At 46.7% G+C, this 22,681-nt stretch carries 16 protein-coding genes and 1 tRNA gene; 14 read left to right on the top strand and 3 right to left on the bottom strand.

The features are described from left to right. Nucleotides 1-40 precede the first annotated feature (40 nt). Entirely contained in the window at nt 41-1,030 is a 990-nt protein-coding gene (locus tag PP178_RS01420) for an isoaspartyl peptidase/L-asparaginase family protein (protein WP_272592523.1), read from the bottom strand. Between the two features lie 40 nt (nt 1,031-1,070). On the opposite strand from PP178_RS01420, the gene PP178_RS01415 reads away from it, so the two are divergent. The 3 genes from PP178_RS01415 (at nt 1,071) to PP178_RS01405 (ending at nt 3,470) form a co-directional block, all read left to right on the top strand. Then, nucleotides 1,071-1,793, top strand: coding sequence for a copper homeostasis protein CutC (locus PP178_RS01415; RefSeq protein ID WP_272592522.1), 723 nt, complete (start codon nt 1,071-1,073; stop codon nt 1,791-1,793). A gap of 58 nt (nt 1,794-1,851) precedes the next feature. Further along, entirely contained in the window at nt 1,852-3,081 is a 1,230-nt protein-coding gene (locus PP178_RS01410) for a metallophosphoesterase (RefSeq protein WP_272592521.1), read from the top strand. Nucleotides 3,082-3,173: 92 nt separating this feature from the next. Further along, on the top strand, nt 3,174-3,470 hold the full coding sequence (locus PP178_RS01405; RefSeq protein WP_272592520.1) for a thioredoxin family protein: 297 nt from the start codon (nt 3,174-3,176) through the stop codon (nt 3,468-3,470). Between the two features lie 52 nt (nt 3,471-3,522). Here PP178_RS01405 and PP178_RS01400 read toward each other — a convergent pair whose 3' ends face one another. Then, complete coding sequence (locus tag PP178_RS01400) at nt 3,523-6,879, bottom strand: glycosyltransferase family 117 protein (RefSeq protein ID WP_272592519.1); 3,357 nt, start codon at nt 6,877-6,879, stop codon at nt 3,523-3,525. 167 nt (nt 6,880-7,046) lie between these two features. On the opposite strand from PP178_RS01400, the gene PP178_RS01395 reads away from it, so the two are divergent. The 4 genes from PP178_RS01395 (at nt 7,047) to infB (ending at nt 11,991) form a co-directional block, all read left to right on the top strand. After that, a tRNA-Gln gene (locus tag PP178_RS01395) sits at nt 7,047-7,118 on the top strand. A 351-nt stretch (nt 7,119-7,469) separates the two neighbouring features. Next, nucleotides 7,470-7,931, top strand: a complete 462-nt coding sequence (gene rimP, locus PP178_RS01390; protein ID WP_272592518.1) for a ribosome assembly cofactor RimP — start codon at nt 7,470-7,472, stop codon at nt 7,929-7,931. A gap of 12 nt (nt 7,932-7,943) precedes the next feature. Further along, nucleotides 7,944-9,176 carry a transcription termination factor NusA gene (nusA, locus tag PP178_RS01385; RefSeq protein ID WP_272592517.1) on the top strand — a complete coding sequence of 411 codons (1,233 nt, stop codon included), beginning with the start codon at nt 7,944-7,946 and terminating at the stop codon, nt 9,174-9,176. A gap of 43 nt (nt 9,177-9,219) precedes the next feature. Further along, nucleotides 9,220-11,991, top strand: a complete 2,772-nt coding sequence (gene infB, locus PP178_RS01380) for a translation initiation factor IF-2 (protein WP_272592516.1) — start codon at nt 9,220-9,222, stop codon at nt 11,989-11,991. Nucleotides 11,992-12,082: 91 nt separating this feature from the next. Here the strand turns inward: infB and PP178_RS01375 are convergent, their stop codons facing one another. Next, nucleotides 12,083-12,445 carry an SPOR domain-containing protein gene (locus tag PP178_RS01375; RefSeq protein ID WP_272592515.1) on the bottom strand — a complete coding sequence of 121 codons (363 nt, stop codon included), beginning with the start codon at nt 12,443-12,445 and terminating at the stop codon, nt 12,083-12,085. A gap of 322 nt (nt 12,446-12,767) precedes the next feature. Between PP178_RS01375 and PP178_RS01370 the strand changes: the two genes are divergently transcribed. Genes PP178_RS01370 through PP178_RS01340 form a run of 7 tightly spaced genes read left to right on the top strand, consistent with a single transcriptional unit; the run spans nt 12,768 to nt 22,650 of the window. Then, nucleotides 12,768-14,153: a c-type cytochrome gene (locus tag PP178_RS01370; RefSeq protein WP_272592514.1), complete on the top strand. Its 1,386-nt coding sequence runs from the start codon at nt 12,768-12,770 to the stop codon at nt 14,151-14,153. A 34-nt stretch (nt 14,154-14,187) separates the two neighbouring features. Continuing rightward, a complete protein-coding gene (locus PP178_RS01365) occupies nt 14,188-17,298 on the top strand; it encodes a TAT-variant-translocated molybdopterin oxidoreductase (protein ID WP_272592513.1) in 3,111 nt (1,036 codons plus the stop codon). Nucleotides 17,299-17,329: 31 nt separating this feature from the next. After that, on the top strand, nt 17,330-19,057 hold the full coding sequence (gene nrfD, locus PP178_RS01360; RefSeq protein ID WP_272592512.1) for an NrfD/PsrC family molybdoenzyme membrane anchor subunit: 1,728 nt from the start codon (nt 17,330-17,332) through the stop codon (nt 19,055-19,057). Between the two features lie 3 nt (nt 19,058-19,060). Next, the gene (locus tag PP178_RS01355) at nt 19,061-19,582 is read left to right on the top strand and encodes a DUF3341 domain-containing protein (RefSeq protein ID WP_272592511.1); all 522 of its coding nucleotides are present in this window, start codon (nt 19,061-19,063) and stop codon (nt 19,580-19,582) included. A 10-nt stretch (nt 19,583-19,592) separates the two neighbouring features. Then, nucleotides 19,593-20,153: a c-type cytochrome gene (locus tag PP178_RS01350; RefSeq protein ID WP_272592510.1), complete on the top strand. Its 561-nt coding sequence runs from the start codon at nt 19,593-19,595 to the stop codon at nt 20,151-20,153. A 16-nt stretch (nt 20,154-20,169) separates the two neighbouring features. After that, nucleotides 20,170-21,567: a quinol:cytochrome C oxidoreductase gene (locus tag PP178_RS01345; protein WP_272592509.1), complete on the top strand. Its 1,398-nt coding sequence runs from the start codon at nt 20,170-20,172 to the stop codon at nt 21,565-21,567. Between the two features lie 24 nt (nt 21,568-21,591). Next, entirely contained in the window at nt 21,592-22,650 is a 1,059-nt protein-coding gene (locus PP178_RS01340) for a cytochrome c oxidase subunit II (protein ID WP_272592508.1), read from the top strand. Nucleotides 22,651-22,681: the final 31 nt, after the last annotated feature.

Raw genomic sequence — 22,681 nt, 5'->3', positions numbered from 1 at the left:
GAGTTCAAATTTACGAACTTCTGCCGCTACGGAGAAGGAATCATTTGGTAATATAGCTTGCAGCAGGAGTAAGGAGGTGCCCTTCGCCGGAATAGGTGCGGTAGCTAAAGCCCGGTTGTATACAGTACCCACCGGTTTCCCCTTTCTTGTTGAGCGCGATAAAACCGACCTGGAATTCCTCGTAATCAGGGTTCTTCTCTACGATGCGTTTCACAGCTATTTCACAGGCTTCCTGAGGGCTTTTTCCCTGTCGCATCAGTTCAACGATCAGGAAGCTGCCTACGGTCCTCACCACTTCTTCGCCCACACCGGTGGCTGTAGCCCCGCCCACCTCGTTATCGACGAATAAACCGGCCCCGATAATGGGGGAGTCGCCGATTCGGCCGGCAACTTTATAGGCCATCCCGCTGGTGGTACAGGCTCCTGAAATATTTCCTTGCCGGTCAATGGCGAGCATCCCGATGGTGTCGTGGTTTTCAATATTGATGATTGGTTTGTACTGTGAAGTTTTCTTCCATTCTTCCCATTCATTCCTGGATTGTTGGGTAAGCAGGTCTTCTTTAGGGAATCCGTGTTCATAGGCGAATTTTTCCGCCCCGTCTCCTGCCAGCATAACATGTGGGGTTTCTTCCATTACTTTGCGGGCCACGGAAACTGCGTGTACAATATTCCTAAGGTATACTACGGATCCGCAGTTCCCATCCTGGTCCATGATGCAGGCATCCAGGGTGACCTGCCCGTCCCGGTCCGGTCTTCCACCCTTGCCGACAGTCTGGTTGCTTTCATCGGCTTCTTCGATCATAACTCCTTGTTCAACAGCGTCGAGGGAAGATGCGCCTTCCTGCAGAACTTCCCAGGCACGGGAAGTGGCATTTGCCACATCCCATGTAGCCAGGACAACGGGCGTGGTTTCCTGCTGTGTTAAGGAGTGCGAAGCCGGGTTTGGCGACGCTTGTGATGCTATAAGTGGAGCACTCAGGATCCCTGCGGTTCCCAGGGTAGAATTTTTAAGGAATTTTCTTCTTTGCATTGGTGGTTGATGTTTACATTAGTCTCTAAATATAGGTAATATGATCGTAGAAGTTTGTGCCAATTCTCTCCGTTCTGCCCTGAATGCCGAACACTCCGGGGCAGATAGGGTTGAACTCTGTTCTGAGCTTGGAGTAGGCGGGATAACTCCGTCTTATGGTTTTATAAAGACCGCTGTAGAAGCACTTAAAATTCCTGTTCATGTATTGATCAGGCCCCGTTCCGGGGATTTTACATACTCAGCACTGGAGTACGAGGCCATGCTCGCCGATATAGAGGTTTGTAAAACATTGGGTGTGGCGGGTATCGTCTCCGGTATACTTTTAAAAGACGGCTCTGTAGACCGGCTGCGTACAGCCAGGCTCATTCAGTACGCAGAGGGAATGTCTTTTACTTTTCACCGGGCTTTTGATTGGGTGCCAGATCCTATGGCAGCTGCCGAAGCACTCGATACTATGGGAGTTGATTGCTTATTGAGCTCGGGGCAAAAAAGCAAAGCGATGGACGGGATAGAATTGTTACAGCAGTTAAAAAACAGGCTTCCCGGAGTCATGGTCATGCCCGGCGGGGGCGTACGGGACGAGGAGGCTCGACAATTAAAATCGCTGGGCTTCCAGGCATTGCATCTATCCGGGGTAAGGCAGCAAAAGCGTTTAAATAGCTCACCCCCGGTGAGTATGATCTCTCCCTCTATGATTGGGGATGCCTATATATTAGAAAGTGATCCCGAGATCATTTCGACTGTGGTTCATAGCGTTAAATAAATTGTTAATGGACCTGCTAAACCCTTGTTAAAGAAATATATTTGCAGAAAACACCCCTATGCTTAGATGGATTATTTTTGTTGTCGTTTATGCTGTCCTCAGCTTTTATGCATTACAGGCGCTTAAAACGGCAACCCGCTACCCTTGGGTTTATTACGTGTTTATTGCGATTTCCCTCCTGGTATTGGGAAATTTCATTTACCAATTCACCTTAGCTGAGGCCGATGGTCGAGTCCTGAGCAAACCCAAAAGTTACGCTTTTGGCTTCCTGATGGCAATGTTAGCCTTTAAACTGATCACTATACTTTTCCTGGCATCTGAAGACCTGATCCGCTTGTTAAGTGGGGCCTATTATAAATTGTCCGGTGATTCTAAAGAATTCAGCCTGCCTTCCCGCAGGCGTTTCCTGAGCCTGGTGGCATTGGGAATTGCAGCGCTCCCATTCAGTGCTTTGTTGTACGGGATGTACAGGGGTAAGTACAACTTTAAGGTCTTGAAATACAACCTGGAGTACGATGATCTGCCCGATGCCTTTGATGGCTACCAGATTACCCAGATATCAGACATCCATAGCGGTAGTTTTGATAATCGTAAAAAGATAGAATACGCGGTGAACCTGATTAACCAGCAGCAAAGTGATGTTATCTTCTTTACCGGGGACATGGTGAACAACAAGGCCGAAGAGATGTATCCATGGGCCGATCTTTTTTCGGGCCTTTCAGCCAAGGATGGAAAGTACTCGGTTCTCGGGAATCATGATTATGGTGATTATGTGGACTGGGATACTGAAGAAGAGAAAAGCGAAAACCTGGAATCGCTGAAAAAATTGCAGCGGGATATGGGCTTTGATTTGCTTCTTAATGAAAGTCGATACCTGCAAAAAGGGAACGACCGGCTGGCTCTTATCGGTGTGGAAAACTGGGGTAGAGGAGGTTTTAAAAAAGCCGGGGACCTGGAAAAGGCAGCCAGTAGAGTGGGCAAGGATGATTTCAAGATATTGCTCAGTCACGATCCGTCACACTGGGAAGATATAGTGATCAAGGACGAGCTGCATTACCATCTGACACTGAGTGGGCATACCCATGGTATGCAGTTTGGAATAGAGATCCCGGGTCTTGTAAAATGGAGTCCTGTGAAGTGGCGATATAAGTACTGGGCCGGGATTTACGAGGAGCTGGGGCAGTTCATCAACGTAAACCGTGGCTTTGGTTTCCTGGGGTATCCCGGCAGGGTAGGGATATGGCCAGAGATCACCGTGATCACCCTGAAGAAGAAAGGGGTAGCCTAAGGCCTGCTTGCGGAGGTTTTAACAAAATATGGGCTGAGATCTTGTTTTTGTTAATTTTTACTACATTTGGTTAATAACCTAAAGATCCGCATATGTCTAAATTCGGTGAACTAATAGATCTGAACATACCAGTCTTGCTGGATTTCTATGCCGAGTGGAACGAACAGTCTACCTCCATGCATCCCGTATTGCGCGATGTGGCCGCAGCCCTGGGCGATAAAGGGAAAGTGATCAAGATAGATGTTGATAAAAATAAAGAGCTGTCACAGGCCCTGAGAATAAAAGGCTTACCAACCCTTATGATCTATAAAAACGGGGAAATGGTATGGCGGCAGAGTGGAGAGCAGGATGCAAACACCCTCATAGGAATCCTGAACGAATATATCTAGCTTTCAGGAAAACAACACGTATAAAAAAAGTCCCCAACCGGGGACTTTTTATTTAATCGATGATTTCTCTTGTCAAGGTGGTGTCCGGGGTAGTGACCGCTTCGGTGTTATCCCTTGCGGTGGTGTCCTGAACGGGCATCGAATCTACGATCTCTTCAGGGTCCAGGTCTGCAGGAACATCAGCTTCTTCAAGAAGGTCTTCCTTGTAAAAATGACTGAATTGGTCTATCTGTTCATTGAAGATCATCGTCTCTTTTTCAACCAACGCCCGGTCATCATTGGCGATCAGTATGTCAATATTCCGACGATAACCTTCCATATCTGAAATGATCTCTTCAATCTGGTCATATTGTTCATCCAGAGGCAGTGATGCGTAATAATCCAATTTGTCCTGGTAGATGTTTTTCAGTTGGGTGAATAGCTCTCTTGCCTTTCTCGCTTCCCCGACCTTATAGTATCCGTCCACAAAAGGTTCAACGAAGGTATAGAACCCGTAATATTTCACCGGCATATTGGTCATGGCCAGTTCAATAATATCTTTTGCCTTATCTATCTTGTTCTCGTCGATAAGTTGCTCCATAAGTCGTGCCAGGTTACTGCGGAAAGATAGTCCCTGGGTCCTGGTCTGGGGATCGTGGTAGATCTTATCACTACCCATGTTCCCCCAATCCCAGTTGGTAACTATGTCATACATCAGTTCCGAATCTATGCGGCCCATCTCAAAAGGACTCCTGTTCTGGGTCTTGATCGGCACCAATTTGTAGGCAAGTCCATCCAGTTGCAGGTAATCCTTCATCCAGATATATTCTGCCTTGTCAAAGCTCCCGCCGGAGAAATACAGTGGTCGCTTCCAGTCGTTATTTGCCAGGATATCGAGCATCATGATACGGTTCTTAGGCAATGCCTGCGGCAGGTCTATATCGATATAATCGACGATAAGGTCTGCATCCTCGGCTTTGACCAGTCCGCTTTTAAGGACATTCTCTTTATTCACCGGGATACGGATCTTATTTGTGGGGTAGTAGACCAGGTTCAGGGTGTTTTCAGAATAAGCGCTGAGGTCTGCTCCCTGTTTCTCCAGTATATACCGGAATTTGGTCTGTGGTTTGTCGCTTCCCACCCAGTTGATGAAATCTTTTACATCCCATCGATTCTCAGTAATGCCCTGGTAATAGATGACATCCCTGTTCCCGTAACGATAGAGATCATGGGTTAACTGGGATGGAATAGGGTCACTCTCGTAAGCCTTTCGTTTCATCTGGTCCACGTACCAGTCTGTAGCGAATAAACTGGTACAGATAACGCGGACATCGGTCCTGAAACCTTCTATCTCCTGGACGTACCAGAGCGGGAAGGTATCATTGTCGCCAATGGTAAATATCATGGCTCCCGCATCTTCCTGGCAGGAAGACAGGTATGCTTTTGCACTGGCCTCGGCGGTATAGCGATTAGAGCGGTCATGATCGTCCCAGTTCTGGTAGGCCATTACGGTAGGAACCGCCAGCAGGCAAACCAGGGTGATAGCCGGAGCCAGGATCTTGGGGTTCAGTCGCTTCCTGAACTCGTCAAACAAACCGTAAACTCCCAGGCCTATCCATAGGGCAAATACGTAAAATGAACCTACAAGGGAATAATCCCTTTCCCTGGGCTGAAAGATATAAGGATTGGTGTAAAACTGTATGGCCAGCCCTGTAAAGAGGAAGAAGATGAACAGGGCCCAGAACTGCTTGGGATTCCTGCTGACCTGGAACACAAGTCCGATCAGTCCGAGGATAAGCGGAAGGAAGAAATAGGTGTTCCTTCCCTTATTATCCCGCACATCCTGTGGCAGGTTATCCTGGCTTCCCAGCCTGATACTGTCGATAAAATTAATCCCGCTGAGCCACTCCCCGTTGCCGTTGTACCGGCCCTGCAGGTCATCAGACTTCCCGACAAAGTTCCACATAAAGTACCTCCAGTACATATAGCCAAATTGGAACTGGAACATGTATTCGATATTATCCCAGACCGATGGAGGTTCTACCTCTATATATTCATTGAACTGCCTCAGGAACCCGATATACTGTTCCTCGTCGATCTCACCGTTGGCATAGCCCGCTTTCAACTGGTTTACAGCCCTGCGAAGTTCCTCGTTAGAGGTAGTCATACGGAAGTCCAGTGCGCCAAAATATTTCATATAGTTTTCCGCATGCTGCTCACTCCACAGCCTGGGCAGCACCCCCACATGATCCTCGTTAGGTCCCTGCAGCGCCCCTTTATAGTTGTTCGTGATCACATATTTACCGAGGGCTTCGTCTTTTTCGTACTTCGGCTTTTCATCCTTGTCTTCCCCGGGAGGGGCAAAGGCATTGGAATAGTAAGTGCCGTAGACCGGGCTGTCTACCCCGGGGTACTGTTCCCGGTTGTAGTAGGCCAGCAGTGCCCGTGCATCTGCCGGGTTATTCTCATTGATAAGAACGTTGGCATTAGCGCGAATAGGGAGCATTAACCAGGAGGAAAACCCCAGGAAAATGAACAGTGCGCAAAGTACAAGGGTGTTGGCAAAAAGGTAGTTGTTCTTCCTGGTATAGCGCAGGCCAAAATAAAAAGCAGCGGCAAACAGTAAACCTATAATGATGGTGCCCGAATTAAAGGGTAGGCCAATACTGTTGATAAAGAATACCTCTCCCCAACCAAATAGTTTCAGAACGTAGGTGAGGGAAAATTTATAGACCAGCATCAGGATAACCACTACGAGTACATTGGCAACCAGGAAATTCTTGGCGGTGACCGTTGGATATTTTTTAAAATAGTAGAGTAAACCTATAGTTGGAATGACCAGGAATCCCATAAACTGAATTCCGAAAGTGAGCCCGACGACGAAGGAGATCAGGATCAGCCAGCGGTTTCCCCTGGCATCATCCAGGTTATCCACCCATTTAAGACCCATCCAGAGGAGCAAGGCCATGATAAAACTGGCCATCGCGTACACCTCGGTTTCTACAGCGTTGAACCAGAAGCTATCTGAAAAAGTAAAGGCAAGAGATCCGACCAAGCCACTTCCCAACACGGCCATGGCCTTATTATTGGTGAGTTCTCCTTCCTTTATAATGAGTTTTCGGCAAAGGTTGGTGATGGTCCAGAACATGAATAAGATGGTGAATGCACTGGAAACGCTGGAGACGTAGTTCACCATTCGCGCCACTTCGTTGGCATTGGGGGCAAACATGGCAAAGAAAGCGCCGATCATCTGTAACAGCGGGGCCCCTGGCGGGTGTCCTACCTGCAATTTGGCCGATGTGGCAATATACTCACCTGCATCCCAGAAACTTCCCGTGGGTTCTACCGTGATACCGTAAGTGATAAGTGCTAAAAAGAAAACGACCCATCCCAGGATGGTGTCCCATTTTTCGAAGTTCTTTGAAAACATGCAATTCGAAGTTTACCGATGGGGGCGAATTTACTAATTTAAATAAATATGGGCAGTCCTTTTTATCAATCCTTTAGGAGTGGGTCATGAAATTTTTGTGTGATTGTATTTAAATTAATTTGCGCATAACAAAGATTGTTTTAAATTTGCACCCGCTTAGGTATTTCTGGCCTATGGTGTAATTGGCAACACAGCTGGTTTTGGTCCAGTCGTTCTAGGTTCGAGTCCTAGTAGGCCAACAGAGAACCTTCACGAATCCCGGTCCAGTTTTGGTCCGGGATTTTTTTTGGTGATAAAAGTGTGCTGCTCATACAATTTTGAGGCACATGCAGATATGCAGATCATCCTATTCTTTGTAAATTTACAAGCCCTTTATGATGATGGTGTTCAGGCAGAGAAAACTACGGAGTTGGAATCAAAATTAATTTGTATATTTGCGGCACTGAAAGGATATCAAAGTATTCATGAGGGGACAATTTGTCCCCTCTTTTATTAAGGGTATTTAATCATTGTCCCGGGGCATCGCTGGCGGACAGCCGGGGACGACCCGGACTACAGTAGCCCGGGGACAGCATTGAAGAATTAGGACTATGTTGAAAGAAAAAGTGACCACATTGCTGGATAAGGTGCTGGAAGAAAATCCTTCCATCTTCCTTATCGATATGTACGTGGGAACGGATAACCAGATCAGGATCGTGCTGGACGGGGATGAAGGGATCAACCTGGAAGACTGTATGATGGTGAGTAGGGCGATCGAGTTTTCCCTGGACAGGGAAGAGCAGGATTTTGCCTTAGAAGTGACATCGGCCGGAGCCACGGCCCCGCTGGTTCATCAAAGGCAATACCCCAAAAATATCGGGCGCAAACTGCAGGTTAAAACCGCGGGGGATGCTATAGAAGGAACGCTTACCGCTGTTTCGGAAGAGGCCATCACCCTGGAGTGGAAAGCCAGGGAGCCAAAGCCCGTGGGTAAAGGAAAAGTAACGGTAGAAAAGAAACAGGAGGTTCCTTTTTCAGATATCGAAGAAGCAAAAGTTAAGTTAATATTTTAATTGTAGATCAAAATGGAAAATATTGCGTTGATCGAATCTTTCTCCGAATTTAAGGATGATAAATTCATAGACAGGGTAACGCTGATGGCAATTTTGGAAGATGTATTCAGAAATGCGTTGAAGAAGAAATTTGGCTCGGACGATAACTTTGATATTATCATCAACCCGGACAAAGGGGATTTGGAGATCTGGAGAAATCGCGTAGTGGTAGAGGACGGTGAAGTAGAGGAGCCTAACGAGCAGATATCCCTGACCGATGCCCGTAAGATTGAACCAGATTTTGAGGTTGGTGAAGATGTTTCCGAAGAAGTGAAGCTGATCGATCTTGGACGTAGGGCCATCCTGGCATTGCGCCAGAACCTGATTTCTAAGATCCACGAACACGATAACACGACGATCTACAAGCAGTTTAAAGATCTTGAAGGAGAGATTTATACGGCAGAAGTACACCATATCCGCCACAAGGCGATCATCCTTTTAGATGATGAAGGAAACGAGATCATCTTACCTAAGGATAAGCAGATCCCTTCGGATTTCTTCAGGAAAGGGGATAATGTAAGGGGAATCATTGAAAGCGTGGAGCTGAAAGGCAATAAGCCTATGATCATCATGTCCAGGACTTCTCCATTGTTCCTGGAGCAATTATTCCACCAGGAGATCCCTGAAGTTTTTGACGGTTTGATCACCATTAAAAAAGCCGTGAGGATCCCGGGAGAGAAGGCCAAAGTGGCTGTAGATTCTTATGATGACAGGATAGACCCCGTTGGAGCATGCGTGGGAATGAAAGGTTCCCGTATCCACGGAATTGTCCGTGAACTTGGAAATGAGAATATAGACGTTATCAACTGGACGAGTAATCCACAGTTGATGGTGACCAGGGCTTTAAGCCCGGCACGAGTGTCTACCGTCAAATTGAACGACGAAAAAATGACTGCCCAGGTTTACCTGAGGCCGGAGGAAGTGTCCAAGGCTATTGGTAGGGGAGGTCATAATATACGACTGGCAGGCCAGTTGACCGGTTACGAGATCGACGTCTTCCGTGAAGGTGTTGAAGAGGATGTGGAATTGACCGAATTCTCCGATGAGATCGATAGCTGGGTAATAGAAGAATTTAAGAAAATCGGGCTGGATACAGCGCGTAGTGTCCTGGAGCAGGACATCGAAGACCTCGTAAAAAGGACGGATCTGGAAGAGGAGACTATTTCAGATGTGATGCGTATCCTGAAAGAGGAATTTGAAGATTAAGCTCTATATTAGCAGCGTATTTAAAGAGAGGTAAATAGATTATATGGCAGGAAATGCAACAATAAGGCTGAATAAAGTCTTGCGAGAACTTAACATATCACTGGATAGGGCAGTCGATTATTTGGCGTCTAAAGGACACCAGGTCGAAGCACGCCCTACCACTAAGATCTCCAATGATGTATATCAGGTTCTCCTAGATGAGTTCCAGACCGATATGAGCAAGAAAGTTGCATCTAAGGAGGTTGGTGAAGAAAAGCGTAAGGAGAAGGAAGCCCTGAGGCTTCAGATGGAACAGGAGCAAGAGGAAAAACGACTTGCGAGGGAGAAGCGCGCCGCCGAAAAAGAGGTGGTATCCGCCAAAGCCGAACTTTCAGGTCCCAAAACCGTTGGGAAAATAGACCTGGATAATCTCGGGAAGAAAGAAGCTCCGAAAGAGAAAGAGGAGGCTCCTAAGGCTGAAGAAGCTCCTAAAGCCGAGGAAGCCCCGAAAGTAGAGGAAGCTCCCAAGGTTGAAGAAAAAGCTGTTGAAGAGAAGAAGCCGGAAGCGGTAGAAGCTCCTAAAGTTGAGGAGAAGGTAGAGGAAAAGAAGGAGGAAGCGCCTAAGGCAGAAGAAAAGCCTGCTGCTGCCAAAGAAGAGCCTGCTAAGAAGGAAGAAGTTGCTGAAAAATCGGCCGACTCTGATACCATTAAAACCAACTACCAGAAATTATCCGGACCTAACATCAAGGATAAGATCGACCTCTCGCAGTTTAAGAAACCAAAGAAGAAGAAGGAAGAAGCTAAAGGAAGCGATTCCGGAGATAAAAAGAAAAGACGAAGAAGAATTGTCAGCAGCAATGCACCCGGTGCCGGAAGAGGTAAACCAGGGGCGAAGCGTGGACAGCGATTCTCTTCTGCTCCTAAGGTAGAGCCTACCGAGGAGGAAGTACAAAAGCAAGTACGGGAAACCCTGGAGAAACTGCAAGGTAAATCCAAGCGTGGTAAAGGGGCTAAGTACCGTAGGGACAAACGAGACCAGCACCGCCAGCAGACAGAGCGCGACCTGGAGCAGCAAGAATTGGAAAGCAAAACTCTGAAGGTAACCGAGTTTGTTACCGTAGGAGAAGTTGCTACCATGATGAACGTGTCTACCACGGATATCATCTCAGCCTGTATGTCATTGGGAATCATGGTAACCATGAACCAGCGACTTGATGCGGAAACACTGTCTATCGTAGCCGACGAGTTCGGGTACGAAGTAGAATTCGTCACTGCAGAACTTGAAGAGTCTTTTGAAGAAGTTGTAGATAATCCTGAAGACCTGAAGCCAAGAGCTCCGATCGTTACGGTTATGGGTCACGTAGACCACGGTAAAACTTCTTTACTGGATTATGTGCGTAAAGAAAATGTGATCGCCGGCGAGAGCGGGGGAATCACCCAGCACATCGGGGCCTATGGTGTAAGCCTGGAGAACGGAAATAAGATTACCTTCCTGGATACTCCCGGTCACGAGGCATTTACCGCCATGCGTGCTCGTGGTGCACAGGTTACCGATATCGCGATCGTAGTGATCGCTGCGGATGACGACATCATGCCACAGACCAAGGAGGCTATCAGTCACGCGCAGGCAGCGGGTGTGCCGATGATCTTCGCTATAAACAAAATTGACCGCCCGGCAGCTAATCCTGACAAGATCAAGGAAGGACTTGCCCAGATGAACCTCCTCGTAGAGGACTGGGGTGGAAAGATACAATCGCACGATATCTCTGCTAAGATGGGGACCGGCGTTAAAGAATTATTGGAGAAAGTCTTACTTGAGGCTGAAATGCTGGACCTGAAAGCCAACCCGGACAGGCTGGCCAGTGGTACAGTAGTGGAGGCATTCCTGGACAAAGGGCGTGGTTACGTGTCTACCATCCTGGTTCAGGCCGGAACACTTTCTATCGGGGATTACGTCCTTGCCGGAACTTGCAGTGGTAAGATCAAGGCTATGCAGGACGAACGCGGAAATTCCGTGAAGAAGGCCGGGCCATCTACTCCTATCTCTATCCTCGGGCTGGATGGTGCGCCACAGGCGGGTGACAAGTTCAACGTTATGGAAGATGAGAAAGAAGCGAAGCAGATTGCGGCTAAGAGAGCCCAGCTACAGCGTGAACAATCCGTCAGAACACAACGTCATATCACATTGGATGAGATCGGAAGGCGAATTGCACTGGGCGACTTTAAAGAGCTTAACATTATCCTGAAAGGTGATGTGGATGGTTCTGTTGAAGCACTGACCGATTCCTTCCAGAAACTGTCTACAGATGAGATTCAGGTGAACATCATTCACAAAGGTGTTGGTGCGATCACGGAATCTGACGTACTGCTTGCTTCGGCATCAGACGCTGTGGTGATAGGGTTTAACGTAAGACCGATGGGTAATGCCCGTGATATTGCTGATAAGGAAGAGATAGACATCAGGATGTACTCTATTATATACGATGCCATCAACGACCTGAAAGATGCGATGGAAGGTATGCTGTCTCCGGAGATGAAGGAAGAGATCACCGGTACTGCCGAGATCCGTGAAACCTTCAAGATCTCTAAGGTGGGTACTATTGCAGGATGTATGGTGACCAGTGGTAAGATTTACCGTTCGTCCAACATCAGGCTGATCCGTGACGGTGTTGTCATTTATACCGGTACACTGACCTCCCTGAAGCGATTCAAGGACGATGTTAAGGAAGTATCTAAAGGCTACGATTGTGGTCTGCAGATCAAGAACTACAACGACATCCAGGAAAACGATATTGTGGAAGCATTCCAGGAGGTTGCCGTTAAGAAGAAGCTTTAAGATCAATTATATAAATAAAAAAGGGCCATCATGCGATGGCCCTTTTTTTATGACTGAAAGGGAAATTTCGCTTTCGCTGCCTTGGTATAATTTATTTCTTAGGAGAAAGTAAGAGCGACTCGGGATATTTTTTTCGCACTTCGGTAAAATTGCGTTCGCCTTCTAATTTCGTATTGAATTTACCCACGTGAACCCGGTAGGTTGGAGAGTCAAAAATGATCTTGGTATACCAGCCGGGAAAATCCACTTCTGCATCCGATTTCAGCTTTTCAGCCTTGTCATATGAGCCAAAACCTATTTGTATGGTATAGAAATCTTCGCTCTCATTGGCCTTCTTATACAGGTTGAGTAATTGGGACAGCTCGCTGTCCTGGACTACTTTTACCGTCCCCTGCTGGGCTAGTAAAATCCCTGAGTTACAGAGGAGCAGGGCGGTTAATAATACTGTTTTCATAATTCAAATTTAGATGATACAAAGGTAAATTATTGCTTAGTATATGGCGCTTTCAAGGCTTATTTAGAATAATTATAAATTGAGAATTATAAATACCTTAACATTTCCAAAATAAAGTCTATGTCGTATTTTTGCTGTCAATTTAAATGGCCGTGAATTCCCCATCCGTCCTAATACATTAGGAATAATCGTGCCAAGATTTCGATAGTACTATTTTATGTATGAAACAGGTAAATCTGGAGTGTTAGTCAAGAATTATATCTTATAACAGTTCACCTTTGCCGGGCTTCGTATGACCGTTGAAAATATTGAAAAGCAACACATGAAAAAGGTTCTAAACCGCCATCAAATCGCTACTGTATTAGGCATCAGCCTCTTCGTAACATTACTATTTTCACCATCTCTTAGTGCTCAGGATGCTGCTGAACCGGCTGCCGCTGAGACTGAAGCTGTCGCCGAGGAGTCGGACGAAAGCGCCGGGGATGCTGCAAAAGGAAAACAGTTGTTTAACCAGAACTGTGCAGCCTGCCACGCACTAAACCGTAAGATGACCGGTCCCGCTCTTGCTAACGTGGAGAGCAGGTTGGCTGAAGAAGAAGGTCTGGGTAAGGATTGGCTCTATGCCTGGATCAAGAATAGCCCGGGGATGATTGCTTCCGGAGATGCCTATGCCAACGAGATCTATAACGAATACAACCAGGCGGCAATGACCGCTTTTCCAACCCTGTCTAACGAAGATATCGATGACATCCTGGCTTATACGTCTGCACCGCCTCCGGCGCCACCGCAGACTACTGCAACCGCCGCCGGTGGAGAAGCGACCGCTGCAGGGGGGTCGGGAATCTCTAACGAATTAATTCTGGGGGCTCTTGTCCTGGTATTCGGAATCCTCGTGGTAATGTTGTTCCTGGTGAACAGCACCCTGAAACGTATTGCTGAGGCAAGCGGCGTGGTAATTGAAAAAGAAAAAGTAGAAAAGCGTACGCCGATCTGGAAAGCTTTCGCTCAGAACCAATTCCTGGTACTGGTCAGTGTAATCTTCTTGATGTTGGTAGGTGCGTACTACGCATATGGCTGGATGATGCAGGTTGGTGTAGACCAGGGGTATGCCCCGATACAGCCAATCCATTACTCGCATAAGATCCATGCCGGTGATAATAAGATTGAGTGTAAGTACTGTCACTCTTCTGCGCGAGTCTCTAAACATTCGGGCATCCCTTCTCTGAATGTGTGTATGAACTGTCACAAATCCATTTACGAATACAAAGGGAACCCTGAGGGTCCTAGTCCGGAGGACCTGGCAAATGGGTACACCAACGAATTCTATACTAAGGAAATCAAGAAATTGTACAAGGCTGTAGGTTGGGATGAGACCAACCAGCGGTACACCGGTGAAACTCAGCCTGTAGAGTGGGTTCGTATTCACAACCTTCCGGATTTCGCTTACTTTAACCACTCTCAGCATGTTTCTGTTGCGGGGATCGAATGTCAGACATGCCATGGTCCTGTAGAGGAAATGGAGATCATGTACCAGTATTCTCCCCTGACTATGGGATGGTGTATCAACTGTCACAGGGAAACCAATGTGAAGGTTGAAGGAAATGAATATTACGAGAAGATCCACGAGGAACTTTCAAAAAAATATGGAGTTGATCAGCTCACTGCGGCCCAATTAGGTGGTCTTGAATGTGGGAAGTGTCACTATTAATTATAAAAGCAGCAGCTAATTTCATCAATAGCATATGGCATCAAACAAGAAATATTGGAAGAGTGAAGCGGAGTTAAATCCGAACAATTCCATTGTTGAGCAGCTAAGACAAAACGAATTTCCGGAGGAAGTGCCGGTAGACCAATTCCTTGGCGACAAGGAAGGCTTGGCGGCTACTACGACTAACCGAAGGGATTTCCTTAAGTACGTCGGCTTCAGTACTGCGGCGGCATCGCTGGCAGCTTGTGAAGGTCCGGTGAACTATTCTATCCCTTACGTGGTGCAGCCGGAGCAGATCATCCCCGGTGTGGCGAATTACTACGCTACTACTATAGCGAATGGCTTTGATTTCGCCAGTATCCTGATCAAGACTCGGGAGGGTCGCCCGATCAAGGTAGAGAACAACAGGGATGCAAAATCCAATTCCGGTGCCAATGCAAGGGTGCAGGCCTCTGTCCTGTCTTTATATGACAGTAACAGGTTGCAAGGCCCAATGGCTGGTGAAGAACAGATAGACTGGGATACGCTGGATGCTACGGTAAAAGCTACACTTAACGCTACACAGAATTCAGGTAAGAAAGTGGTAATGCTTACGCAGACTTATGCGAGCCCGTCTACAGACCGACTTATTTCTGAATTCCAGGCTAAATATCCTAACGTAAGTCATGTCACCTACGATACTATCTCGGAAGATGCAGCATTGACAGCTTTTGAAGCGCGTTACGGTGAGCGGGCCCTGGCCGATTATGATTTTGAAAAAGCAGATTACATCGTAGGGATCGGTGCTGATTTCCTGGCAGACTGGCATGGAGGTAATTTTGATTCCGGCTATTCTAAAGGGCGTGTTCCTAAAAATGGTAAAATGTCCAGGCATGTACAGATAGAGGCTAATATGTCTCTTACCGGTGCTAATGCTGATAAACGAATCATGCTGAAGCCAAGCCAGCAGAAAATTGCCTTGGCTAAACTTTACGGTAAACTGAATGGAACTACCGTGGGCGGTGAACTGCCGGAGGCTGCCGAGCGCGCCCTGGATCAGATCGCAGCAGAGATTTCTAAGAACAGAAGTGGTGCAGTCGTCGTTACCGGTATTGACGATGTCAATGCGCAGGCGGTAGCACTGGAGATCAATGAAATGCTGGGGAGCAAGGCTTTCAATCCTTCAACTCCACGTTATATTCGCCAAGGAAATATCGCCGAGGTGAATCAATTGATCGAAGATATGAATGCCGGTAGGGTAGGAGCCCTGCTGATGGACGGAGTAAACCCGGTTTACTCGCTTCCCAATGCGGCTGAATTCCTTACAGGACTTGAGAAAGTTGATGTTTCTGTCGCCTTTTCAAATACATGGAATGATACTACTGCTGTGTCTAAATTCACCGGAGCATCTAATCACTACCTGGAATCATGGGGAGATGTGCAGTTGAAAAAAGGGCATTACAGCCTGATGCAGCCAACCATAAAAGAATTATTTGATACAAGGCAATTCCAATCCGCGCTCTTAAAGTGGATGGGGAACGATGTATCCTATTACGATTACGTGAAAACGACCTGGAGTGAGAGTATTCTCAATGGGTCGGACTGGAACCAGGCTTTACATGACGGAGCTTTTGTCTCGTCAGGGTCTGTAACCACTACTGAGGCTGAAGCGCCGGAGACAACAACTGCAGAGGAAGAAATGCCTACTACGGTGGTGCCTATTGCTTCTGCCTTGCGCGCCCTGTCTTCCACGCCGACATCCGATATGGAATTGGTATTGTATACCAAGGTTGGAATGGGTGACGGACAGCAGGCAAATAACCCATGGCTACAAGAATTCCCTGACCCTATCACTCGGGTGTCCTGGGATAACTACCTGACCATTTCTAAAGCTGATGCGGAGAAAATGGGCTTTGAGAATGAGCATGTTGCCAATGGCGGACTTGATGGAAGCTATGCAAATGTAGCGGTAAACGGGGTTACTGTAAAGAATGTTCCGGTAATCATACAGCCAGGGCAAGCTCCGGGAACTGTGGGGCTCTCTTTCGGCTACGGTAAAAAAACCGGTATTCGTGAAGATATGCAGATCGGGGTAAATGCTTACCCGCTTTACCAGAACTTCTCTAATATACAGGAAGCTACTATCACCAGAGCTCCCGGAATGCACGAATTTGCATGTGTTCAGTTGCATAAAACCCTTATGGGTAGGGGCGATATCATCAAGGAAACCACCTTGGAGATTTTTAATACCAAGGATCATGCGGAGTGGAACCATGTTCCGCAAGTATCCCTTAACCATCAGGAGGTTCCTGCAACCACAGTAGACCTTTGGGAAGGTTTTGACCGATCTATCGGGCACCATTTTAACATGTCTATAGACCTGAATGCCTGTACCGGTTGTGGTGCATGTGTAATCGCTTGCCACGCGGAGAACAACGTTCCTGTTGTAGGAAAGCAGGAAGTCAGACGCTCCAGGGATATGCACTGGTTGAGAATAGACCGTTACTATTCTTCCGAAGATACTTTCGAGGATGACAACGAGAAAAAAGATAACCTGTCCGGAGCCATCGGTTCTAAAGTAGGATTCGAGGAAATGGAAGATCCGGCGGTGAACCCGCAGGTCGCTTTCCAGCCTGTAATGTGCCAGCACTGTAACCATGCTCCATGTGAAACCGTTTGCCCGGTAGCGGCAACTTCTCACAGTCGCCAGGGACAGAACCATATGGCATACAACCGTTGCGTGGGTACGCGTTACTGTGCGAACAACTGCCCTTACAAAGTGCGACGATTTAACTGGTTCCTCTACAACAACAACGACGAGTTTGATTACCACATGAACAATGATCTTGGTAAGATGGTGATCAACCCGGATGTAACTGTTCGTTCCAGGGGGGTGATGGAAAAATGTTCAATGTGTATCCAGATGACTCAAAAAGTGATCCTGGATGCCAAGAGGGAAGGAAGAACCGTGAAAGACGGTGAATTCCAGACCGCTTGTTCTAATGCCTGTAACAACGGAGCGATTGTCTTTGGAGACATCAATGATGAGAGCAGCCAGGTGGCAGAATTGAAAGATAATGACCGTATGTATCACCTGCTTGAGAGCGTAGGAACCAAACCCAATGTATTCTACCACGTAAAAGTGCGTAATACTGAAAAGGCTTAATAAAAGAAGAACGTAACAATAATAGAATTTTATGGCGTCGCATTACGAAGCACCAATACGTAAACCCTTAGTTCTTGGAGATAAAGGCTATCACGATGTGTCCGTTGATATTGCTAAACCTATAGAGGGTAAAGCCAATAAGCACTGGTGGATAGTTTTTTCCATAGCCCTGGTGGCATTTTTATGGGGAGTAGGCTGTATCATTTACACTATCTCTACCGGGATCGGAACCTGGGGGTTGAATAAAACAGTGGGCTGGGCCTGGGATATCACCAACTTCGTTTGGTGGGTAGGTATCGGTCACGCAGGGACACTGATCTCCGCGGTACTGTTGCTGTTCCGCCAGAAATGGAGAATGGCGATCAACCGTTCTGCAGAGGCGATGACCATCTTCTCTGTGATCCAGGCGGGTCTGTTCCCGATCATCCACATGGGGCGTCCTTGGTTGGCATACTGGGTACTCCCGATTCCTAACCAATTTGGTTCGTTGTGGGTAAACTTTAATTCGCCCCTGCTGTGGGACGTATTTGCGATCTCTACTTATTTATCCGTGTCCCTCGTATTCTGGTGGACCGGACTTTTACCTGACTTTGCGATGATCCGTGACAGGGCTGTCAAGCCTTTCCAGAAGAAGATCTATAGTCTTGTGAGTTTTGGATGGAGTGGACGTGCCAAGGACTGGCAGCGTTTTGAAGAAGTATCCCTGGTTCTTGCCGGTCTGGCAACTCCCTTGGTACTATCTGTACACACCATCGTATCCTTTGACTTTGCGACATCGGTAATTCCGGGATGGCACACCACCATCTTCCCTCCCTACTTCGTTGCAGGAGCTATTTTCTCCGGCTTTGCCATGGTAAACACGCTTCTGATCATTATGAGGAAGGTGTGTAATATGGAGGCCTATATTACGGTACAGCACATCGAGTTGATGAATATCGTGATCATGATCACCGGTTCTATCGTGGGCTGTGCTTATATTACCGAACTTTTCGTGGCCTGGTATTCCGGAGTGGAGTACGAGCAGTACGCTTTCCTTAACAGGGCGACCGGACCTTACTGGTGGTCTTACCTTCTGATGATGACCTGTAACGTGGTCTCTCCCCAGGTAATGTGGTTTAAAAAGATCAGGACCAGTATTATCGTATCCTTTATTATATCTATCGTGGTAAACGTTGGGATGTGGTTTGAGCGATTTGTAATTATCGTCACATCATTACACCGTGATTACCTGCCGTCTTCATGGACTATGTTCTCACCGACGTTTGTCGATATTGGGATCTTTATCGGTACCATCGGCTTCTTCTTTGTACTCTTCCTGTTATATGCAAGAACCTTCCCGGTGATTGCCCAGGCAGAGGTGAAGTCCATACTGAAATCATCCGGAGAGCGATATAAGCTTTTACGTGATGCCGGTAAGCCACTTTACGAAGTGACTAAGATGAAAGTAGGACCTCAGAAAGTTGTGGTTGAAAAGACAGTAGTGGAAAAGGCACCTATGGCCGAAAAAGAAGCTTTACTTAATGCACTTGGTACTTTTGATGCCAGTAAGGAAAGTAAGGATGACCTGAAGAAAATTAAGGGGATAGGACCTCAGATGGAGGAAACCCTGAATCAACTGGGAATCTATACATATGACCAGGTAAGCCGAATGACGGAAAAGGAATACAGGCTACTTGATGAGATTACCGGTTCCTTCCCAGGAAGGGCACAACGGGACGATTGGGCCGGTCAGGCCGTTAGGTTAAACAACAAAAGCTAGATTATGGCATCTAAGGTGATACAAGCATTTTATAACGATGATGATGTGCTGATGCATGCGGTTAAACGGGTGCGCGCCGCTAAACATCATATAGAGGAGGTCTATACTCCATTCCCCGTTCACGGGCTGGACAAAGCCATGGGTCTGGCGCCGACCAGGCTGGCCATCACCGCATTCCTTTATGGATGTGTGGGGCTGACCGTCGCTATCCTGATGATGAATTTTATCATGATCGAGGATTGGCCACAGGATATCGGTGGTAAACCGAGTTTCAGTTACCTGGAGAACATGCCGGCTTTTGTACCGATCATGTTTGAAATGACTGTTTTCTTTGCGGCTCACCTTATGGTGATCACATTTTACATGAGAAGTAAATTGTGGCCGTTCAAAGAAGCAGAGAACCCTGATGTAAGGACAACCGATGATCATTTCCTGATGGAAATAGAACTTCATGGAAACGAACAGGAACTGTACGATCTTTTAGTAGATACCGGTGCAGTAGAAATAAATAGTATTGAAAAGTAGTCTTGGAAATATGAATAATATTATCAAAATAGGTTGCCTCTTAGGATTGATTGTTAGTATCAGCAGTTGTCAGGAAAACGCTGAGCCTAACTACCAGTATATGCCTGATATGTATGAATCTGTAGGCTACGAGACCTATGACAAGGTGGGTTTCCTTCCTGATGAACAGGAAGCTTTGCAACCAGCGGAACATACTATTATGAGAGGCTGGATGCCTTACGAATTTGAGAATACTCCTGAAGGGAAAGAGCTGTCTAAAGCAGCAAGCAGCCCCTTAGACTCGTTGAGCTACGAAGAAAATATGGCCAAAGGAATGCAGCTGTACACCATCTACTGTGCAATTTGCCACGGGGATAAAGGTGAAGGGCAAGGTACCTTGGTCAAAAGGGAAAAGATACTCGGTGTGCCTAGCTATGCAGACCCAGCACGTGACATTCAGGTTGGGGGGGTATACCACGTAATTTATTACGGGCTGAACTCGATGGGGTCTTACGCAGGCCAGTTAAACCACGAGGAGCGTTGGATGGTATCTGAGTATGTGATGCAACTGAAAGAAGACTTAACCAAATAAGACCAGGAATTAAGATATGTACACGTTTTCAAACAGATTAAAAATTGGTTCTTTCATCCTGATGGCCGTAGGTTTGATAGGTATAGCTGTCGGCTTTATATCAGCACCTGCAACGGTTGAGGAAGCCAAGGCTATGGTGGCCTCACATGGTGAGGGTCATGGTAGCGATCACGGAGATGGCCACGCAGTTCCTGGACAGACAGAGGGAGAGGTCCATATGGATGATGCCGGGAAGGCACATCCAACAGTAGGTATGGGTGCCGAGGTAGATCACGGCAACGCATTAGCTCACGAACAGGAGCACGAGATGTCTCATGATGAACACCTCTTACACCAATTACAGAACAGGCCTTGGTCTGCACTTTACGTAGCCGCATTGTTCTTTTTCTTTATCGCTTTAGGGGTATTAGCCTTTTATGCGATACAACGTGCCGCACAGGCAGGCTGGTCGCCATTGCTCTTCCGGGTAATGGAGGGAATCACGGCTTACCTGGTGCCCGGCGGGATCATCGTTTTTGTGATACTGCTCTTGTCTGTACTTCATTTGAACCATATCTTTGTATGGATGGATCCGGAAGTGGTGGCACATGATGAATTATTACAAGGAAAACAGGGATATCTTAACCCTACTTTCTTCCTGATCCGAGCCGCGATATTTTTGGGCGGATGGATTTTCTATCGCGAGTATTCACGGAAATTATCTTTAGCCCAGGATGAAGCTAATGACAACACTAATTTTGTCAAAAACTTCAAGTGGTCTGCGGCCTTCCTGGTATTTTACCTGGTTACTGAATCTATAATGTCCTGGGATTGGATCATGAGTGTTGATCCACACTGGTTCAGTACACTTTTTGGATGGTACGTGTTCGCAAGTATGTTCGTATCCGGGATTACAGTGATCGCTATGGTTGTGATCTACCTGAAATCTCGTGGATACCTCCCCGATGTTAATGACAGCCACTTGCACGACCTTGCAAAATTCATGTTCGGGATCAGTATTTTCTGGACCTACCTTTGGTTTGCACAATTCATGTTGATCTGGTACGCGGATATACCTGAAGAGGTGACCTATTTTGTAACCAGAATCGATGATTATAAATTGCCCTTCTTCGGGATGATCGTAATGAACTTTTTATTCCCGATACTGGTGCTGATGAACAGCGATTACAAACGAGTAAACTGGTTCGTGGTAATGGCGGGTATCATTATCCTGGCAGGGCACTACCTGGATGTATTCAATATGATCATGCCGGCTACCGTAGGTGACCAATGGTATATTGGAATCCCGGAAATTAGTTCAATATTGTTTTTTATGGGATTGTTTACCTTCTGGATTTTCAGGGCCATGGCCACCGTGCCATTGCAGCCTAAACGGAATCCGTTTATCGAAGAGAGTAGGCATTTTCACTATTAATAAAGTTTAATATCAGTTCATAGGATGACTATAGTATTGACCATTGCGGTATTAGTTTTAGTGGCAATTGCAATCTGGCAAATGACCAAGATTTTCGAATTGTCACAGATCAAGGCCGATAATTCACAGGTTGCCAACGATAAAGACAATAAGTACAACGGCTACCTGCTGTTCGCCTTCCTGATCTTCATCTACGGGATCACTATTTTCAGTTTTGCGAAATACGGCAAATTTCTATTGCCGGAAGCTGCCTCTGAGCATGGAGGTGAGTACGATTCATTGATGTATATATCTTTTGTAATCATCTTTATCGTACAGACCATAACACAGGCACTTTTACATTACTTCGGCTACAAATACCGAGGTGAAAAAGGAAAGAAGGCTTTGTTCTATGCCGATAACGACAAATTAGAATTTATCTGGACCATTATCCCGGTAGTGGTATTGGCAGGACTGATCCTCTGGGGATTATACACCTGGACCAATATCATGGATGTGAATGACGAGGACGATCCCCTTATCGTAGAGCTTTACGCACAGCAGTTTAACTGGACCGCCCGTTATGGTGGTGAAGATAATGAGCTGGGTATGGCTAACGTTCGGATGATCGATATCGATAAGGCAAACGTATTGGGACTTGACGAGTCTGACCCTTATGCAAGTGATGATATCATCACCAAGGAACTACACCTGCCCGTTGGAAGGAAAGTGAATTTCAGGTTTCGCTCCCAGGATGTACTGCACTCTGCGTATATGCCCCATTTCAGGGCGCAGATGAACTGTGTTCCCGGGATGATCACCGAGTTCTCTTTTACCCCGACGATTACTACTGAAGAGATGAGGCAGAACCCCGAAGTCATCGAAAAAGTAAAGCGGACCAATAAGATCCGGGCAGAGCGTGCGGCTATGGGAGAACCCAATTCAGACCCATGGGAGTTCAATTACATTCTTCTCTGTAACAAAATTTGTGGAAAATCACACTACAACATGCAGATGAGGATCATCGTGGAAAGCCAGGAGGAGTACGAGGCTTGGTTGCAGGAGCAACAAACCTTCGGCCAGACTATGGCTTCCATGAATTAAAAAAGGCTATTTAAAAGAGAATAATAAATTA

Source organism: Zeaxanthinibacter sp. PT1, from assembly GCF_028464225.1.
GTDB lineage: Bacteria > Bacteroidota > Bacteroidia > Flavobacteriales > Flavobacteriaceae > Zeaxanthinibacter.
The sequence above is the reverse complement of the archived record's forward strand: the minus strand, read 5'-3'. Positions and strand labels throughout refer to the sequence as shown.

Coding starts and splice junctions, on each gene's coding strand:
- PP178_RS01415 (WP_272592522.1), top strand. CDS start 1,071: ATGATCGTAGAAGTTTGTGCCAATTCTCTCCGTTCTGCCCTGAATGCC.
- infB (WP_272592516.1), top strand. CDS start 9,220: ATGGCAGGAAATGCAACAATAAGGCTGAATAAAGTCTTGCGAGAACTT.
- PP178_RS01400 (WP_272592519.1), bottom strand. CDS start 6,879: ATGTTTTCAAAGAACTTCGAAAAATGGGACACCATCCTGGGATGGGTC.
- PP178_RS01375 (WP_272592515.1), bottom strand. CDS start 12,445: ATGAAAACAGTATTATTAACCGCCCTGCTCCTCTGTAACTCAGGGATT.
- PP178_RS01345 (WP_272592509.1), top strand. CDS start 20,170: ATGTACACGTTTTCAAACAGATTAAAAATTGGTTCTTTCATCCTGATG.
- nrfD (WP_272592512.1), top strand. CDS start 17,330: ATGGCGTCGCATTACGAAGCACCAATACGTAAACCCTTAGTTCTTGGA.
- PP178_RS01420 (WP_272592523.1), bottom strand. CDS start 1,030: ATGCAAAGAAGAAAATTCCTTAAAAATTCTACCCTGGGAACCGCAGGG.
- PP178_RS01365 (WP_272592513.1), top strand. CDS start 14,188: ATGGCATCAAACAAGAAATATTGGAAGAGTGAAGCGGAGTTAAATCCG.
- PP178_RS01410 (WP_272592521.1), top strand. CDS start 1,852: ATGCTTAGATGGATTATTTTTGTTGTCGTTTATGCTGTCCTCAGCTTT.
- PP178_RS01340 (WP_272592508.1), top strand. CDS start 21,592: ATGACTATAGTATTGACCATTGCGGTATTAGTTTTAGTGGCAATTGCA.
- PP178_RS01405 (WP_272592520.1), top strand. CDS start 3,174: ATGTCTAAATTCGGTGAACTAATAGATCTGAACATACCAGTCTTGCTG.
- PP178_RS01370 (WP_272592514.1), top strand. CDS start 12,768: ATGAAAAAGGTTCTAAACCGCCATCAAATCGCTACTGTATTAGGCATC.
- PP178_RS01350 (WP_272592510.1), top strand. CDS start 19,593: ATGAATAATATTATCAAAATAGGTTGCCTCTTAGGATTGATTGTTAGT.
- rimP (WP_272592518.1), top strand. CDS start 7,470: ATGTTGAAAGAAAAAGTGACCACATTGCTGGATAAGGTGCTGGAAGAA.
- nusA (WP_272592517.1), top strand. CDS start 7,944: ATGGAAAATATTGCGTTGATCGAATCTTTCTCCGAATTTAAGGATGAT.
- PP178_RS01355 (WP_272592511.1), top strand. CDS start 19,061: ATGGCATCTAAGGTGATACAAGCATTTTATAACGATGATGATGTGCTG.